This is a genomic window from Atlantibacter hermannii, from assembly GCF_009907385.1.
Taxonomy (GTDB): Bacteria; Pseudomonadota; Gammaproteobacteria; order Enterobacterales; family Enterobacteriaceae; genus Atlantibacter; species Atlantibacter hermannii_A.
The window spans coordinates 113,666-129,818 of the sequence record NZ_JAAATR010000105.1; the positions used below are offsets into that span (position 1 = coordinate 113,666).

Annotated in this window: 14 protein-coding genes; 3 read left to right on the forward strand and 11 right to left on the reverse strand. The window is 53.0% G+C overall.

Features of this window, described 5'->3' with window-relative positions; translation table 11 throughout:
- Positions 1–10: 10 nt before the first annotated feature.
- The 4 genes from motB to flhD all read right to left on the reverse strand — a co-directional run bounded on the left by motB (position 11) and on the right by flhD (position 2,884).
- Positions 11–940: a flagellar motor protein MotB gene (motB, locus tag GV764_RS19930; protein ID WP_161661624.1), complete on the reverse strand. Its 930-nt coding sequence runs from the start codon at positions 938–940 to the stop codon at positions 11–13.
- The gene (gene motA, locus GV764_RS19935; protein ID WP_161661626.1) at positions 937–1,824 is read right to left on the reverse strand and encodes a flagellar motor stator protein MotA; all 888 of its coding nucleotides are present in this window, start codon (positions 1,822–1,824) and stop codon (positions 937–939) included. Before motA ends, motB begins: the two co-directional genes overlap by 4 nt.
- 128 nt (positions 1,825–1,952) lie before the next feature.
- A complete protein-coding gene (gene flhC, locus GV764_RS19940) occupies positions 1,953–2,537 on the reverse strand; it encodes a flagellar transcriptional regulator FlhC (RefSeq protein ID WP_161661727.1) in 585 nt (194 codons plus the stop codon).
- Entirely contained in the window at positions 2,534–2,884 is a 351-nt protein-coding gene (gene flhD / locus GV764_RS19945; RefSeq protein ID WP_201743271.1) for a flagellar transcriptional regulator FlhD, read from the reverse strand. Before flhD ends, flhC begins: the two co-directional genes overlap by 4 nt.
- 802 nt (positions 2,885–3,686) lie before the next feature.
- On the opposite strand from flhD, the gene uspC reads away from it, so the two are divergent.
- A complete protein-coding gene (gene uspC, locus GV764_RS19950) occupies positions 3,687–4,106 on the forward strand; it encodes a universal stress protein UspC (protein ID WP_161661630.1) in 420 nt (139 codons plus the stop codon).
- 52 nt (positions 4,107–4,158) lie between these two features.
- Here the strand turns inward: uspC and otsA are convergent, their stop codons facing one another.
- The 5 genes from otsA to araF form a co-directional block, all read right to left on the reverse strand.
- Positions 4,159–5,583: an alpha,alpha-trehalose-phosphate synthase gene (gene otsA / locus GV764_RS19955; RefSeq protein WP_161661632.1), complete on the reverse strand. Its 1,425-nt coding sequence runs from the start codon at positions 5,581–5,583 to the stop codon at positions 4,159–4,161.
- Positions 5,558–6,361 carry a trehalose-phosphatase gene (gene otsB / locus GV764_RS19960; protein WP_161661634.1) on the reverse strand — a complete coding sequence of 268 codons (804 nt, stop codon included), beginning with the start codon at positions 6,359–6,361 and terminating at the stop codon, positions 5,558–5,560. Before otsB ends, otsA begins: the two co-directional genes overlap by 26 nt.
- Positions 6,362–6,600: 239 nt before the next feature.
- A complete protein-coding gene (araH, locus tag GV764_RS19965) occupies positions 6,601–7,581 on the reverse strand; it encodes an L-arabinose ABC transporter permease AraH (RefSeq protein ID WP_161661636.1) in 981 nt (326 codons plus the stop codon).
- A gap of 13 nt (positions 7,582–7,594) precedes the next feature.
- Positions 7,595–9,109, reverse strand: a complete 1,515-nt coding sequence (araG, locus tag GV764_RS19970) for an L-arabinose ABC transporter ATP-binding protein AraG (protein ID WP_161661649.1) — start codon at positions 9,107–9,109, stop codon at positions 7,595–7,597.
- Between the two features lie 57 nt (positions 9,110–9,166).
- Positions 9,167–10,156 carry an arabinose ABC transporter substrate-binding protein AraF gene (araF, locus tag GV764_RS19975; RefSeq protein ID WP_161661651.1) on the reverse strand — a complete coding sequence of 330 codons (990 nt, stop codon included), beginning with the start codon at positions 10,154–10,156 and terminating at the stop codon, positions 9,167–9,169.
- A 769-nt stretch (positions 10,157–10,925) separates the two neighbouring features.
- On the opposite strand from araF, the gene GV764_RS19980 reads away from it, so the two are divergent.
- Positions 10,926–11,423, forward strand: coding sequence for a non-heme ferritin-like protein (locus GV764_RS19980; RefSeq protein ID WP_161661653.1), 498 nt, complete (start codon positions 10,926–10,928; stop codon positions 11,421–11,423).
- Positions 11,424–11,793: 370 nt separating this feature from the next.
- Positions 11,794–13,137, forward strand: a complete 1,344-nt coding sequence (locus tag GV764_RS19985) for an anaerobic C4-dicarboxylate transporter (RefSeq protein WP_161661655.1) — start codon at positions 11,794–11,796, stop codon at positions 13,135–13,137.
- A 54-nt stretch (positions 13,138–13,191) separates the two neighbouring features.
- Here the strand turns inward: GV764_RS19985 and phoH are convergent, their stop codons facing one another.
- Together phoH and putP are read right to left on the reverse strand one after the other, a co-directional pair.
- Entirely contained in the window at positions 13,192–13,980 is a 789-nt protein-coding gene (phoH, locus tag GV764_RS19990) for a phosphate starvation-inducible protein PhoH (protein ID WP_192798670.1), read from the reverse strand.
- Positions 13,981–14,554: 574 nt separating this feature from the next.
- Positions 14,555–16,063: a sodium/proline symporter PutP gene (gene putP / locus GV764_RS19995; RefSeq protein ID WP_161661657.1), complete on the reverse strand. Its 1,509-nt coding sequence runs from the start codon at positions 16,061–16,063 to the stop codon at positions 14,555–14,557.
- Positions 16,064–16,153 lie beyond the last annotated feature (90 nt).

Consider the following 16,153-nt stretch of genomic DNA (forward strand, 5'->3'; position numbering starts at 1 on the left):
ACTCACGCTATCACCTCTGACCCGGTTGTGGCGGTGTTGAGTTCGTCGCCGGGGGCACTGCTCCCGGTTGGGCTAAATCGCTGAGAGAGCCGTTCTGGCTGTCGGCGTTCTCATGCAATATCGATTGCTCGGTCTGCTTGTTAAGCACCAGAATGCTGATGCGCCGGTTGATGGCTTCATCCGGCCCTTTGTCGGCCAGTTTCATGGTGGCCGCCATACCGACGACGCGCAGCACTTTGCCGTCGTCAAGGCCGCCGATCACCAGTTCGCGCCGCGAGGCGTTCGCGCGATCCGCCGACAGTTCCCAGTTGCTGTAATAGCGTTCGCCGGAAGCATAAGGAATATCGTCGGTGTGGCCTGACAAGCTGATTCGGTTAGGAATGTCGTTCAGCACGGGCGCGATGGCGCGCAGAATATCGCGCATATACGGCTCGACCTCGGCACTCCCGGTTTTAAACATCGGGCGGTTCTGGCTGTCGATAATCTGGATCCTCAGCCCTTCCGGCGTCAGGTCGATGCGTAAATGCGGACGCAGCGCGCGCAGTTTCGGGTCAGATTCAATCAGCTGGTCCAGATCGCCACGCAATTTTTTCAGCCGGCTGGTTTCCATGCGCTTTTTCAGCTCATCGATATCCGGCTCTTTTTTCACTTCGCCCTGCGTCTGGGTGTAATCATCGCCGCCGCCCGGGATCGGGCTTTCGCTGTCGGCGATGCGCTGCCCGCCGGTGATCGCAGCGGAAAGCGGGGTACGGAAATAGTCGGCAATTTGCACCAACTCTTTAGGGCTGGCGATGGAAATCAGCCACATCACCAGAAAGAACGCCATCATCGCAGTCATAAAGTCGGCATAGGCAATCTTCCACGAACCGTGAGCGCCCCCGCCGTGGCCTTTATGCTTGCGTTTCTTAACGATAACGATCGGGCGATGTTGATTCTTCATGCGTCTTCCGTCGTCGTTTGCTGATTCGGTGATTTCACGGCGCGCACATGCTCATCCAGCTCGATAAACGACGGTCGCTCGGTGGAGTAGAGCGTTTTACGGCCAAACTCGACGGCGATGGGCGGCGCGTAGCCGTTGAGGCTGGAGAGCAGCGTCACTTTGACGCACTGCATCATTTTGGTGGTTTCCGCGCTCTTCTGGCGCAGCACCGTCGCCAGCGGCGAGATAAAACCGTAAGCCAGCAGAATGCCGAGGAAGGTCCCCACCATGGCGTGGGCGATCAGCGCGCCCAACTCCGCCGCCGGACGATCCGCCGACGCCAGCGCATGGACCACGCCCATCACCGCCGCCACGATCCCGAACGCCGGGAGGGAGTCGCCCACCATTGCCAGGCTGTTGGCCGGCACTTCGCATTCGTTCTCGTGGGTTTCGATCTCTTCATCCATCAGCGCTTCGATTTCGAAGGTGTTCATGTTGCCGCTGATGATCAGGCGCAGATAGTCGGTGATGAATTCGAGCATCACTTTATCGGCCAGAATGCGCGGGTAGCTGGCGAAAATTTCGCTCTCTTTGGGATTTTCGATATCACGCTCAAGAGAGAACATCCCCTGCTGGCGTGATTTGGCCATCAGGCGATACAGCAGCGCCATCAGATCCATGTAAGTACTTTTGTTGTACTTGGATCCGCGAAACAGCAGCGGGATGGCTTTGACGGTGGCTTTGATTGCTTTGCCGTTGTTTCCGACAATAAACGCCCCTACCCCTGCGCCCCCAATGATAACCAGTTCAGCAGGTTGATAGAGTGCGCCAAGGTGACCGCCGGTCATCATATAACCGCCGAAAACTGTACCGAGAACCACCAGGTAACCTATAAGAATCAGCACGACATCTTCCTTCCGCTGTTGACTGTGACAAGGACTCACAAGCGAAAAGACGTTTTGTGTCTGACGGGGAATAAAAAAGCAGCGATAAGAGACTTATCGCTGCTGGAGTGATTCACCACACCTGACGCTTAAACAGCCTGTACGACCTGTTCATCCAGCAGTTGTGGAATAATATCGGCAGAATCTCGGGAAAGTTTACGCCTTTTTACTGCGCGGGAAGGCGGTTGGCATAAGCTACAGGCGAAACTGCCAACCGGTTGATGCGCATGGGTAATAAAGTTGCCGCCGCAGCAGTTGCAGGTCGACAGTTCCAGCATGCCGCTTTCGACAAAACGCACTAATGTCCATGCGCGCGTCAGCGCCAGCAGCGGCCCTTCATCCTGAGACGGGCACTGTTCCAGGTAAAGGCGGTAGGCCTTAATCACCGCATCCACGCCAGAACAGAGCCCGGTGCGCAGCAGATATTGCCAGGCGTTGCAGAACATCGAGGCATGGATGTTCTGCTCCCAGGTCATAAACCAGTCAGTGGAAAACGGCAGCATGCCTTTTGGCGGCGGGCTTCCCCGTAATTCTTTATACAGCTTAATTAATCGCCCGCGGCTGAGCTGGGTTTCGCTTTCCAGCATTTGAAGACGCGCGCCCAGCGTGATCAGTTCCATTGCCAGCTGAATGTCGCGCGCTTCCTGAACAATGCTCTTTTCGACCATAATCAGGCCCTTTTCTTTTTGCTGACGTCGTCAGCCGTGGTCGCATCGTTAAGCAGGCGGGTGGAAAGCAGGATCCCGGTGTGAACCTGTTGCAGATCGTCAACGCGCGACTCCTGCGTCAGACGGGTAATGGTTTGGTGATCGTCAAAGCGAAACTGACAGATAAGCTGATTGGTCTCGGCCAATTTTACCATCTGCGGTAGCGTAAGCTCGCCGAGGGTGTTTGCCATGTCTTCCGTCACGCCCAGGCGGAACATGGCGGATGCTTTGTCCTGGCTAATTAAACGTTGAGCCAAAAGCAGATACGACAGGTTGATGTCGTAAATGTGTTTCAGTAACTCGGATGTGTGCATTTTTCCCATCCAGAATAACCAACTGCGTACTATGCGGTATGCCCGCACCCCGTGATGTCGCCAGATAAAATCTGGAAAAATAAAAATAAGGGTTTAATGTTGCAATAAAACAAGTGGTTATTGTAAAGGCCGCTCCACACGGATCGGTCGTCACAAAAAGTTACTTATTTGAAGACAATTCTTATTTCCCTTACAAAAAACTAAGATTTTTCCTAAAGCGAGCAAACTGTACTCGTCAGGAATTTTACATACAATCAGGGCGTGATGATAATTTGGATAAAATGTGACGAATATCACATTTTTGAATTAAAAATCCTAATAAACCAATCAGAAAAGCTATAGAAATGGGCATTTTTTAACCAAAATTAGTCTTATTGCCGTATTGCTTTTACGAATAATCATTCATGGCATGCGGTATTTACCCTGCCAGCAAGAAAAGTTGCCGCTCTTTTTTAACTCATTTTGATTAACATTAATTAAACATATTATTTCCTGTGCACGACATCCCCTTAAAAATATTAAATTCTTATTAATCAATATGATAAAAATAAAACGTGCGCCAAATAAGATTTTTGTAAATATTTTATTGAAGCGAAACGCAAACCCTGCTTAAGAGAGAAGCGCGGGTTATGCCGTCGCTGTACAATTATTTCAAAAATGTTGCATATTCCTTATATAAGAATAATTAAACAATTTTGTGTTAAGCCACGCCTGAAGATCAGGTTGTTCCCTTGCGCAAACGTTAAAAAGCGCGTATCGCTGAACAGACAGCGTCAATTCTCATGTGAGTAAGGAGCGTTACATGAGCTATAAACATCTTCTGGTCGCGGTTGCGCCGACCCCGGAAAGCCATCAACTGGTGGCAAGAGCCGTCTCCATCGTCAGGCCGGTTGACGGTTCAATTACCCTCATCACGCTGGCATCCGATCCCGAATTGTATAACCAGCTCGCCGCGCCAATGATGGAAAATCTGCGCGAACTGATGCTGGAAGAAACCCATCTGTTTCTACAATCCCTGAAGGATCGGGCCGGATACCCGATTTATGACACGGTGATCGCCACGGGCGAATTGAGCGAGCATATCCTTAATATCTGCGCGAAAACGCCCATCGATCTGGTGGTCTGCGGCAACCATAATCAAAGCTTTTTCAGCAAAATGACCTGTAGCGCGAAACGGGTGGTCCAGTCCTGCTCGGTGGATGTGTTGCTGGTGTCGCTCTAACGCGTGCGGCCCATTGAGGGCCGCGTTGCGTAAGCAGGTAAAGCGCGGGTTATCAGGCGAGTTTCTGGAAGGTCGCGATTTTTTGCTGCAGTTGGCTTTGCGCGCTACGCGGCGCAATCTGCTTTAGGGTGGCGAGGAAACGCTCCTGCCAGTGGTGAATATCATTTTCCTGTACGACAGCCATCATTTCGCTATGACGTGCAATACGTTCCGCCAGCGGCATGGTTAACGCACGGTTCAGCGCCTGGGCGACCTCATCGCGGTCATAAGGATTCACCAGCAGCGCGGACGTTAATTCATTCGCCGCACCGGCGAATTTTGACAGCACCAGTACCCCTGGATTGGCCGGATCCTGCGCCGCCACGTACTCTTTCGCCACCAGATTCATCCCATCGCGCAGCGGCGTCACCAGCCCGACATCCGCATGGCGGAACACTTTCATCAGCAATTTACGATCGAAATGCTGGTTAAGATAATAGAGCGGCGTCCAGCCTAACTGACCGTATTTGCCGTTGATCCGCCCGGCTTCGGTTTCCAGCTGATGCCGAATATCCTGATAGGCCTGCACTTCGCCACGTGAGGTTGGCGCAATCTGGGTGTAACGAATTTTGCCGTGATGCTGCGGGAAATTTTCCAGCAGGGCTTCAAACGCCTGGAAACGTTCAGGCAAACCTTTGGAATAATCAAGACGCTCAACTGAGAAGATATTCTTAATGGTTCCCAGCTCTTTTTTCAATTGCGCCAGTTTGGGCGGCAGCGGGCCCGCTGCCTGAGTGGCGATCTCATCCGGCTCGATACCGATCGGGTAAACCGAGGTGGTGAACTGTTTGCCAAACGCCCGATGGGTATGTTTATCCCGGGAGGTTAATGCGGTTTGCTGCGCGACGCTTTCTAAAAACGCATTTTCATCGTTAGCGGTCTGGAAGCCCAGCAGGTCGTAATCACACAGTTTTTCCAGCAGATCGGCATGGGGAGGCAATGCGTTGAAGATTTCCGGCGTCGGGAAAGGGATATGTAAGAAGAAGCCGATGCGGTTATTGATGCCCAGCGAGCGCAGCGCACTGGCGAACGGCAGCAGATGGTAGTCGTGGATCCACAGGATATCGTCTTCTTCCAGCAGCGGTTTCAGTTTTTCCGCCAGCAGCTGGTTAACCCGCAGATAACCTTCCCAGGCATCGCGCTGGAAGTTCACCAGATCGAGGCGGTAGTGGAAGGCAGGCCATAATACGGCATTGGAAAACTGGTTATAGTACTGCTCGTAATCCTGCTCGCTGAGATTAAATGAGGCCCAGGTAATATTGCCCCGGCTGACGGTTTTCAGCGGCTGGTCTTCATTGCCAATCTCTCCGCTCCAGCCAAACCACAATCCTCCCGCCGCTTTTAAGGCTCCCAGCACGCCAACCGCCAGGCCCCCTGCGCTTGCTTTTTTATCATCGGGCGGCGCGATACGATTAGATACTACGACTAAGCGACTCATAACCTACACTCCTGTCATTTAATTTTTGTTCTTTTTCTTGTTGTGTTACCAACTTTTCAAGCCATACATGGACGGCCTGTACATTCATCAGACGATACTTCGCTTCGGTTTCTCCCTTACCGACCTTGACAGAAATGCCGTTCATGGCATTCACCACGGTAAATCCCGCCTCGTCTGTTAAGTCATCGCCGATAAACACCGGCGTACGGCCTGCGAACGGTTCCTGCTGCATAAACGCCGCAATCGCCTCGCCTTTGTTGATGCCGCGCGGTTTGATTTCGACTACGCATTTGCCCGGCTGGAGCGAAAGCTCCTCGTACAGGCTGGCCAGCGTCGACGCCAGGCTCAGAATGCGCGTTTCAAATTCCGGCGCCTGACGGTAGTGCAGCGCAAAGGCCATACCTTTACATTCCAGTTCGGTGCCGGGCATCGCCGCCAGTTCCGTTTCAAGGCGCAACTGCAACGCGCGCACCAGATCCGCAGGCAGCGTGACAATATGGGTGTTTCCGTTGATGTCGCGGCGCTCAGCGCCGTGTACCCCGGCAACGGGGAAACGATGCGGTGCGGCCAGCTTGTCCAGCTCGGCCATAGAACGTCCCGAAATCAACGCCAGCGCCCCATTCTGAAGACCGGAAAGCTTTTCCAGGAGGGCACGCACGTCGGTCGGGATGTGAACCAGATCGGGATGAGGTTGGATTTCTGCCAGCGTACCATCGAGGTCAAAGAAAAAAGCCAGGTTTCCGTTATTCAGGGGTGGTAGAGAGAGTTCAGTAGCCACCAGTGGTTTCCTCCTTACACAGTCAAAAGGCAACCAAACAGTTACCTGCCATTATCAATAGCCATGTAAGTATAGACAGTGTGACGAGGCTCGCCATGTTGCTGACGCCCCCGGAAGGCTTGCCAGCGCTGGATTAGTCTGAAAAACGGCAAAAAAAAGCCGACCCGGATGGGTCGGCAATCAATAATTATTACGAATGAATCTTAAGGAAAAATGGCGCGTTTTTTTGTCAAAAGACGTTACACCGTGCGTTTCGCTTTCTGTTTGTAACGGTCGAAAATCACCGCCGCCAGCAGGATCAAACCACGCACCACATACTGGGCGAACGGGGAGATATTCAACAGGTTCATGGCGTTTTCCACCGTGCCCAGAATCAAAATACCGGCCACAACGTAAGAGATTTTACCGATGCCGCCCTTCAGCGATACCCCGCCCAACACACAGGCAGAGATAACGATCAGTTCATAACCGATAGACGTCATCGGCTGGCCGCTGGTCATACGCGAGGCAAGGATGATGCCCGCCGCGGCGGAAACCAGGCCAGACAGCACGAAAATGATGATTTTGGTGCGCACGACCGGTACACCCGCCAGGCGCGCCGCTTCTTCGTTACCGCCAATCGCCAGGGTATTGCGGCCAAAGGTGGTTTTGTTGAGCAGGAAACCGAAAACGATCAGGCACGCCACGGTTAACCAGATCGGTGCCGGCAGGCCCAGCCAGTTGGCATAGCCCAGGGTAAAGAAACTTTCGTCTTCAATACCCACCGCTTTACCGTCAGAAATAATGTACGCCAGCCCGCGCACGATCTGCATCGTCGCCAGCGTGGTGATCAGGGCGTTGATTTTCAGTTTGGCGATCACAAAGCCGTTCACGAAGCCGCTGATCATACCGAGCGCCAGGCCGGCAAACACTCCGATCCACAGGCTTTCGGTCATGTTAATCACCACGGCGGTGGTGACACCGGCACAGGCGATAACCGACGCCACCGACAGGTCAAAGTCCCCGGACGCCAGGCAGAACAACATCCCGCAGGCCACCATGCCGGACATAGAGATCGCCAGCCCCAGCCCCTTCATATTGATAAAGGTGGCAAAGTTAGGCACAAAAATCGCACAGGCGATAAACAACACGGCAAACACGACCAGCATACCGTACTGGTCCCAGATACGGCCGAGGGTCAGCGATGACTTTGGCGCACCGGATGTGGTTAAAGCAGACATAAACTCTCCTGTATCAGGCGACAGCCTGGCTGATTTTTGGCATCGCAAGGCTTAGCGCGTCTTGTTCGCAAGCCTCGTTATGCAGTAACTCCCCGGCGACTTCCCCTTCACGCATCACGATGATGCGGTCAGCCACCCCGAGCACCTCTGGCAGGTCGCTGGAGGCGAACAGCACCGCCACGCCCTGCGCCGCCAGCGCATAGATAACGTTATAAATTTCGTGCTTCGCCCCCACGTCGATACCGCGTGTCGGCTCATCCAGCAAAATGACTTTCATCTCTTCCGACAGCCAGCGGCCCAGAATCGCCTTCTGCTGATTGCCCCCGGACAGGTTCATGATCAACTGCCCGGCCGTCGGCGTTTTGATATTGAGAGACTTAATATGGTGCCGGGCGTTTTCTTCCTCCCAGCCGTTGTTAATCAGGCATCCGGCGCTGATGTGCTTGCGGCGGGCGCTGATGTTGATGTTGTCCTGCACCGAATGCACCGGAATAATGCCGTCCGCTTTGCGGTCTTCCGGGCACAGCATCATGCCGGAACGGATGGCATCGCCGGGCGCCCGGATAGCCACCGGCTGCCCATCGATATAAATCTGCCCGTCAGTAATGCGGGTGCCGCCGAACATGCCTTTCATCAGTTCGCTGCGCCCTGCCCCGACCAGGCCGAACAGGCCGACGATCTCGCCGCTGCGTACCGACAGGGAGATAGGCGTGCGCACGCCCGGGGCTTTCACATTTTCCAGACGCAGCCGTTCCGGCCCGTATTCGCGTGGTTTCCAGCCGTAGATGTCGCCGATTTCGCGTCCGACCATCGCCTGCACCAGTTTGTCGTGGTTGACCTGTTGCATATCGTCGAAGGTGCAAACATAGCGGCCATCTTTAAACACCGTAATGGCGTCGCTGAGCGCGAAGATCTCTTCCATACGGTGGGAGACATACAGGATCACGCGCCCTTCGTTGCGCAGTTCGCGGATCACCCGAAATAAGTTTTCGATTTCCCGCGCCGACAGCGAACTGGTGGGCTCGTCGAAAGCGATAACTTTGGCGTTGCGCGCCAGCGCTTTGGCGATTTCCACCATCTGCCACTGCCCGATAGACAGGTATTTGAGCGGTGTTTGCGGATCGATATCCAGCCCTAGATGTTCAAGCTGCAGTTTGGCCTCATAGTTGAGCAATGACCGGTTCACAAAGCCCATTTTGTGGGGGATCTGGCCCAGATAGATGTTCTCGGCCACGGTCATTTCCGGCACCAGGTGCAGTTCCTGGTAGATGATCGCCACCCCTGCGTTCAGCGCCTGGGTGGTATCGGCAAACGCCACGTCCTGGCCTTTCAGGGCGATGGTGCCCGTGGTTGGGGTGTAGTTGCCGCTGAGAATTTTTAACAGGGTCGATTTCCCCGCGCCGTTTTCGCCCATCAGCGCATGAACCTGCCCGGCATGGCAGTCAAAACTGATATCTGATAGCGCTTTCACGCCCGGGAAGGTTTTCCCGATACCGCGAAAAGAGAGCCAGGGTGTTGATTGCTGCATAACGCCTCCACAAACCACCAAAAAGGCGAGCGCACCTGTGGCGCTCGCCTTACGACATTACTTACCGCCTAAACCTTTTTTAGCGAGCTCTTCTTTGAAGTTGTCGCGGGTAATCAGCACCACATCGGTCACTTCAGTGAATTTCTCTGGCTCAACGCCTTTGGTCACCCAGTTGTAGAGCATTTCGCTGGATTTGTAGCCGTGTACGTCCGGGCTTGGCAGCAGCGAGCCGTAGAAGCCGGTCGCCTGCGCTTTGGACAGTTCGCTGACGGCGTCAACACCGTTGATGCCGATGCCGATCACGTCCGGCGCTTTAAAGCCCTGGCCTTCAGTGGCGCGCACGCCGCCCAGCACGGTGTTATCGTTCATGCCGACGATCAGCCAGTGTTTTACTTCCGGATGCTGAACCAGCATGGAGTTAGCCGCGTCGAATGCGCCGGGGATGTCATTGGATTTGGTCGGTACTTTGTAGATTTGTTTTTCCGGGAAACCCGCCGCTTTCAGCGCTTCCATCGAACCAGAAGTACGACGACGGGCAGTGTCCAGTTCATCAGCGGTGATCGCCATGACCGCGCTCTCTTTCACATCCCAGCCGCGTTTCTGCATCTCTTTATACAGTTCCTGTCCCTGGCGTTCGCCGATTTTGGTCGCCGCCATCATGACCAGCGGAACGGTATCCATCGGCTTGCCTTTGGCGTTGACGAACTGGTCATCCACGGCGATGACTTTCATGTCGTAGCCACGGGCTTTCGCGACAATCGCCGAACCCAGTTTCGGATCAGGCGTACAAATGACGAAGCCTTTCGCGCCGCTGGCCGCCAGGCTGTCGATGGCGTTCAGGGTTTTTTCGCCGTCAGGTACAGCAATTTTAATTACTTCAAAACCTAAGTCTTTACCGGCCTTATCGGCAAACTTCCACTCGGTCTGAAACCACGGCTCCTCCGGCTGTTTGACCAGAAAACCCAGCTTCATGGTTTCTGCGATAGCGGATTGTGACATAACGGCAGCCAGACCGATGGCTGCCAGGGCTTTAGTAAATTTGTGCATGAGCAACTCCAGCTTTAGTTTTCTTTTTGCAGGGTAATGAATCATTAAAATCTTTACTAAAAGGCTTTAAAACAACGCATTAGCTTTTCTGAGGTTCAACGTGCTATTGCTGATGATAGTTTTAGCGGGAAATTGATTATCCATAGGAGAGCAAAATCACATCGCAGAATTTCAGTAAAACAGTGCATAGATTTAGCGATAAATAACATAAAATTTCGCTTATTTGTATGATGATTGATTTTACGATAACTGAATTATCCATATTCACAGCTCGACAATCCTTGCCTTGAAATAAAACCTGATCCCGGCAATCCTGCGAGAGGGTCATTACGAAGGCAGATTGCGGCATTGCGTTATGGCAACACCTTTTAACAACCGGTTATCAGCACGGCTGTCAGCGGGAGAGGTTTCATTGTGGCGTGGAAATAAGAAAATACTGAAGAGTTTGCAAAAATTCATTTCAGAGGTAAATCATTACCCGGCTTATATAAAATAAAAATATAGCACCTTAACGCAGGGAATTTCAGGCAATTATCGTTTTTGCTCACCATGATTAATTGCGGGAGAGGTTCCAATATCGAAACAATATCACAGAATAGCCGCGTGTATTAATGAGATAGTGAAGGTATCCTGAGGATAACGAGGATAAAACCAGCCAGCAAATCGTGTATTAGCGCATGGCGTAATGCACGCGCAACAGCCAGATATCGATCGCGATTTCTTTCACGAGATATAAGCTTTCAGTCACAAAAAGAAATAAGGACATCATATGATCACTAGCGGAATGGTACAAAAACTCAACGCCCAAATGAACCATGAGTTTTACACATCAAATATGTATCTCCAGCTAAGCGAATGGTGCAGCCAGCAAGAACTCAACGGAACCGCCGTATTTTTGCGCCACCAGGCACAAAATACCGTCACTCAAATGATGCGTATGTTTGAATATATTAAAACACACGGCGCAACCCCCGTCCTGAAAGAGCAACCCAGGTGTAGCCACTGCCTCACGCTGGAAGAGATGTTTGAACAGATGGTTAAGGACTATCATCATCGCATTCAGTCGCTTGCGAACCTGACCGATGAGGCGCTCGCCGCCAACGACACGGCGGCTATCAACTTTTTAGTCACGTTTAAAAAAGAAGAGCTGGTAGACGGTACGCTATTGCAGGTCATTCTTGACGAAGTCCGCAGCGCCAAAAAAGCCGGCGTGAACATGCAACAAACCGACAAACATCTGCTCGGCGTTATCGATCTTTATCACTGATCAATTTTTGCCAATGAGGAGGCCTCGCGCCTCCTTTTATTTTCCGGCTGTACATCAATATCTCTCTTATCCTTCTCGTATCGTCACATTCACCCACCACTTAATACTACCCTCACCCTCTTTTCTCTAAAAAATAACGTTAACTCGCTTTTCACCATTATTAATGGTGGTAATAAACCGATTTTTTGGCGATATGTTTCTTTAGGGGATACCGAAAGAAACGTTATTTAAATTGCTTTTTAATGTTAATGAAAAGTAAGTAATTATCTAATCATCGTAACTTTCTACAAATCAGATCTACCTCTCAATGAGTACGCTTACAATTTGTAATGCTTAAGCGATTCACTCGTTTAAATATTCAAGGATTGTTATGATCACCATTGAGTTTATCGTCATTATTCTCTGCCTGCTGGTCGGCACACGCTTCGGGGGTATGGGGCTGGGCCTGATTAGCGGCATTGGCTTATTCCTTTTAACCTTTATTTTTGGCCTTGAACCCGGTAAACCGCCGGTTGATGTGATGCTGACGATCCTTGCGGTAATCGGCTGCGCCGCCACGCTGCAAACGGCAGGCGGGCTGAACGTGATGATGCAGTTTGCGGAAAAACTGCTGCGCCGCCACCCACAGCACATCACCCTGCTGGCCCCCTTCACCACCTGGACCCTGACTTTCCTGTGCGGCACCGGGCATGTGGTTTACACCATGTTCCCGATTATCGCCGATATCGCGCTGAAAAAAGGCATCCGCCCGGAACGCCCGATGGCGGTCGCCTCAATCGCCTCGCAGATGGCCATCACCGCCTCCCCGGTCTCCGTGGCGGTGGTGTCGCTGGTGTCAATCATCGCGGCGAACCATGGCGTAGGCCAGGCGTTCGGCATTCTGGAAATTTTAGCGGTCTCGGTGCCCGCATCGCTGTTTGGCGTGCTGATTGCTGCGCTGTGGAGCCTGCGTCGCGGTAAGGATCTTGATAAGGACCCGGAATTCCAGGAAAAAATCAACGATCCGAAGCAGCGGGAATTTATCTTCGGCTCCACCGAAACCCTGATGAACCAGGTGTTCCCGAAACAGGCCTGGTGGTCTACCTGGATTTTCTTTGCCGGGATCCTCGTAGTGGTGCTGCTTGGCGCAATGCAGGATCTGCGTCCGGCGTTTGAAGTCAAAGGCGTGATGAAGCCGCTCTCCATGAACCTGGTGATCCAGATGATGATGCTGATTGCCGGTGCGGTGATGCTGATCGTCTGTAAAGTGAATCCGGCGTCGATTTCTAACGGCGCGGTATTCAAAGCCGGGATGGTGGCGATTTTCTCGGTGTTCGGCGTGGCATGGATGAGCGATACCTTTTTCCAGGCGCATCTCGATGAACTGAAAATGGCGCTGGAAGGCGTAGTGAAAAGCCATCCGTGGACCTATGCGCTGGTGCTGTTTCTGGTTTCCAAACTGGTCAACAGCCAGGCGGCGGCGCTAACGGCGGTCGCCCCGATGGGCTTAATGCTCGGCGTCGAGCCGAAAATGCTGATTGCCTTTTTCCCGGCTTCCTACGGCTATTTTATTCTGCCGACCTACCCGAGCGACCTGGCCTGTATCGGCTTTGACCGTTCCGGCACCACCCGCATCGGCAAATACATCCTTAACCACAGCTTTATTATCCCGGGTCTGATCGGCGTGAGTTGCGCCTGCGTAGCCAGCTACCTGTTGGTTTCCGCCCTGTTCTGACCGCTAAAAACAGCAAACCCGCGCGTGCGCGGGTTTGTCAGTAAAGGAGAAACGTTAGCCGTACGCGCGCAGCGTCCGCTGGCACAGGGCCGAACGCACGCAGTCATCTTTGCCGAAGCGCACTACGCTAATCATTTCGTCATCTTCAAAACGTTCGAGCGCATCGCTCAATCCCGAGCGAACACCGGATGGCAAATCACACTGGGTAATATCGCCATTAACGATCACCGTGACGTTTTCCCCGAGGCGGGTCAAAAACATTTTCATCTGGGCCGCCGTGACGTTCTGAGCCTCGTCCAGAATCACCACCGCATTCTCAAAGGTCCGTCCGCGCATATAGGCAAAGGGCGCGATCTCGACCTTACCAATCTCCGGCCGCAGGCAATACTGCATAAAGGATGCACCCAGCCGTTTCACCAGCACGTCATAGACGGGGCGGAAATACGGGGCAAACTTCTCGGAGATGTCGCCGGGCAAAAAACCGAGGTCTTCGTCGGCCTGTAATACCGGGCGGGTCACGATAATCCTGTCGACATCCTTATGTATCAGGGCCTCCGCGGCTTTCGCCGCACTGATAAACGTCTTGCCGCATCCGGCTTCGCCGGTGGCGAATATCAGTTTTTTGCTTTCAATGGCGTTGAGATAACTTTCCTGCGCGTCGGTACGCGCCACTATCGGCGAAGCGTCGCGGCTGTCGCGCGCCATGCCAATAGCTTCAACACCACTCATCTGCACAAGCGAGGTGACCGATTCTTCTTCACGTTGTTTATGGCTGCGTGAGTCGCGTCTCAGCACACGTTTTGCTTCGCGACGAGCTTTGATCACTGCTTTTTGTCTTCCCATGGATGGCACCTTGAATAGTTGGTTTACATATTACGCAGCGCCTGACGGCACGCGTTGATGCGCACGAACATATGAGGTTTGGCTTCCTTTTAAGCCATAGACTGCCGGTTAGAGTGATACGTCGGCGATCCGCCGTATCAAACACATCGGTAAATAGCGCGAAATCGGGAAAATTGATGGTGAAGAATGCGTTACCGGAAGAGGGCTCACCCGGTGAGAGTGTGAAACGTTGAAAAAGGGTTTGTCCATTACAGGACGCTGTCATCCGCGATCTCCATAGTGAATCCAGGTTCACAACCGGGAACTCCCGCACAACTTATCTCTACACTAAAAATTAGCATAACTACAACAAATATTTTACTTATCGACAACGATTCTTCAAATCTGCTGATGTGACAGTTATGACAGGGAAATTTTACAGATTTATTTCAACCGGATAGGCATACAAAAAATTTATGGATTAATCGTTAGCAAATGAAAAATTTAGGCCCGGTGTCGTCGGCCCGCCGCCGTTTCATCCCTAACAGTCAGCCGGGAAATCCCGGCTGACTGTTTCATTATGGTGTTAAATCGATTACTGCGCCTGAAGTTTTGACGGAGCCGGAGAATGATAAACATCATCCGCCTTTTCAAAGCGTTCGATCATGGTTTTTGACGGCGCTTTGCCCATCAGGCTGACCACCACGATCCCGAGCGTGGCGAAGATAAAGCCTGGAATGATTTCATACAGGTTAAACCAGGCAAACTGTTTCCAGACGATGACCGTCACCGCACCGATAATCATCCCTACCAGCGCGCCGTTACGGGTCATGCGCGACCACAGAACCGAGAGCAGCACTACCGGACCAAACGCCGCGCCGAAGCCTGCCCACGCGTAGCTGACCAGGCCGAGTACGCGGTTTTCCGGGTTGGCCGCCAGCGCAATCGCCACCAGCGCCACCACCAGCACCATCAGACGCCCCACCCACACCAGTTCACGCTGGCTGGCATGTTTGCGGAAAAACGCTTTATACAGGTCTTCCGTGATGGCGCTGGAGCACACCAGCAACTGGCAGCTCAGGGTAGACATCACTGCCGCCAGGATAGCGGACAGCAGGATCCCGGCAATCCACGGGTTAAACAGGATCTGCGCCAGTTCGATAAACACGCGCTCGCTGTTCTGGTTAACCGCAGTGGCCAGCGCCGGGTTATTGGTGAAGTAAGCGATGCCAAAGAAGCCCACCGCTACCGCGCCCGCCAGGCACAGGATCATCCAGGTCATGCTGATACGGCGCGCGTTAACGATGGTGTGATGGGAATCCGCCGCCATAAAGCGCGCCAGGATGTGCGGCTGACCGAAGTAGCCCAGCCCCCAGCCCATCAGCGAAATGATCGCCACCAGGTTAAGGCCTTTCAGCATATCGACGTTTTCGATGCTCTTTTGTTTGATCACTTCCATCGAATCGCCCAGGCCGCCCACCGCGAAGATAACGATAACCGGCGTCAGGATCAGCGCAAAAATCATCAGGCTGGCCTGCACGGTATCGGTCCAGCTCACCGCCAGGAAACCGCCGATAAAGGTGTAAAGGATGGTCGCGGCCGCGCCGGCCCACAGCGCCGTTTCGTAGCTCATGCCAAAGGTGCTTTCGAACAGGCGCGCGCCTGCCACAATGCCGGATGCGCAATAGATGGTGAAGAACACCAGAATCACCACCGCAGAGATGATGCGCAGAACGCGGCTGTTATCATCAAAGCGCCCGGTGAAATAATCCGGTAACGTTAAGGCGTTATTGTTGTACTCGGTGTGGACGCGCAGACGCCCGGCCACCAGCTTCCAGTTGATCCAGGCGCCCACGGTCAGGCCGATGGCGATCCAGCTCTCGGAGATCCCGGCGATAAAAATCGCGCCTGGCAAGCCCATCAGCAGCCAGCCGGACATATCTGACGCCCCGGCGGACAGCGCGGTGACCAGGCTGCCGAGACGGCGTCCGCCGAGGATATAGTCATCAAAGTTTTTGGTCGAACGCCAGGCGATAAACCCTATCAATATCATGCCAAAGATATAAATCAGGAAAGTCACCACCATAGGTGTGCTTGTCATCATGCAAATCTCTCCAAATGGGATCCCGCACGGTGTTACCCGTACGTTTATTGGCCGCCGGAACGCAGCAGCTTCGTTATAGTCACTCTTAAA

Coding starts and splice junctions, on each gene's coding strand:
- motB (WP_161661624.1), bottom strand. CDS start 940: ATGAAGAATCAACATCGCCCGATCGTTATCGTTAAGAAACGCAAGCAT.
- flhD (WP_201743271.1), bottom strand. CDS start 2,884: ATGCACACATCCGAGTTACTGAAACACATTTACGACATCAACCTGTCG.
- uspC (WP_161661630.1), top strand. CDS start 3,687: ATGAGCTATAAACATCTTCTGGTCGCGGTTGCGCCGACCCCGGAAAGC.
- otsA (WP_161661632.1), bottom strand. CDS start 5,583: ATGAGTCGCTTAGTCGTAGTATCTAATCGTATCGCGCCGCCCGATGAT.
- araH (WP_161661636.1), bottom strand. CDS start 7,581: ATGTCTGCTTTAACCACATCCGGTGCGCCAAAGTCATCGCTGACCCTC.
- araG (WP_161661649.1), bottom strand. CDS start 9,109: ATGCAGCAATCAACACCCTGGCTCTCTTTTCGCGGTATCGGGAAAACC.
- araF (WP_161661651.1), bottom strand. CDS start 10,156: ATGCACAAATTTACTAAAGCCCTGGCAGCCATCGGTCTGGCTGCCGTT.
- GV764_RS19980 (WP_161661653.1), top strand. CDS start 10,926: ATGATCACTAGCGGAATGGTACAAAAACTCAACGCCCAAATGAACCAT.
- GV764_RS19985 (WP_161661655.1), top strand. CDS start 11,794: ATGATCACCATTGAGTTTATCGTCATTATTCTCTGCCTGCTGGTCGGC.
- phoH (WP_192798670.1), bottom strand. CDS start 13,980: ATGGGAAGACAAAAAGCAGTGATCAAAGCTCGTCGCGAAGCAAAACGT.
- putP (WP_161661657.1), bottom strand. CDS start 16,063: ATGATGACAAGCACACCTATGGTGGTGACTTTCCTGATTTATATCTTT.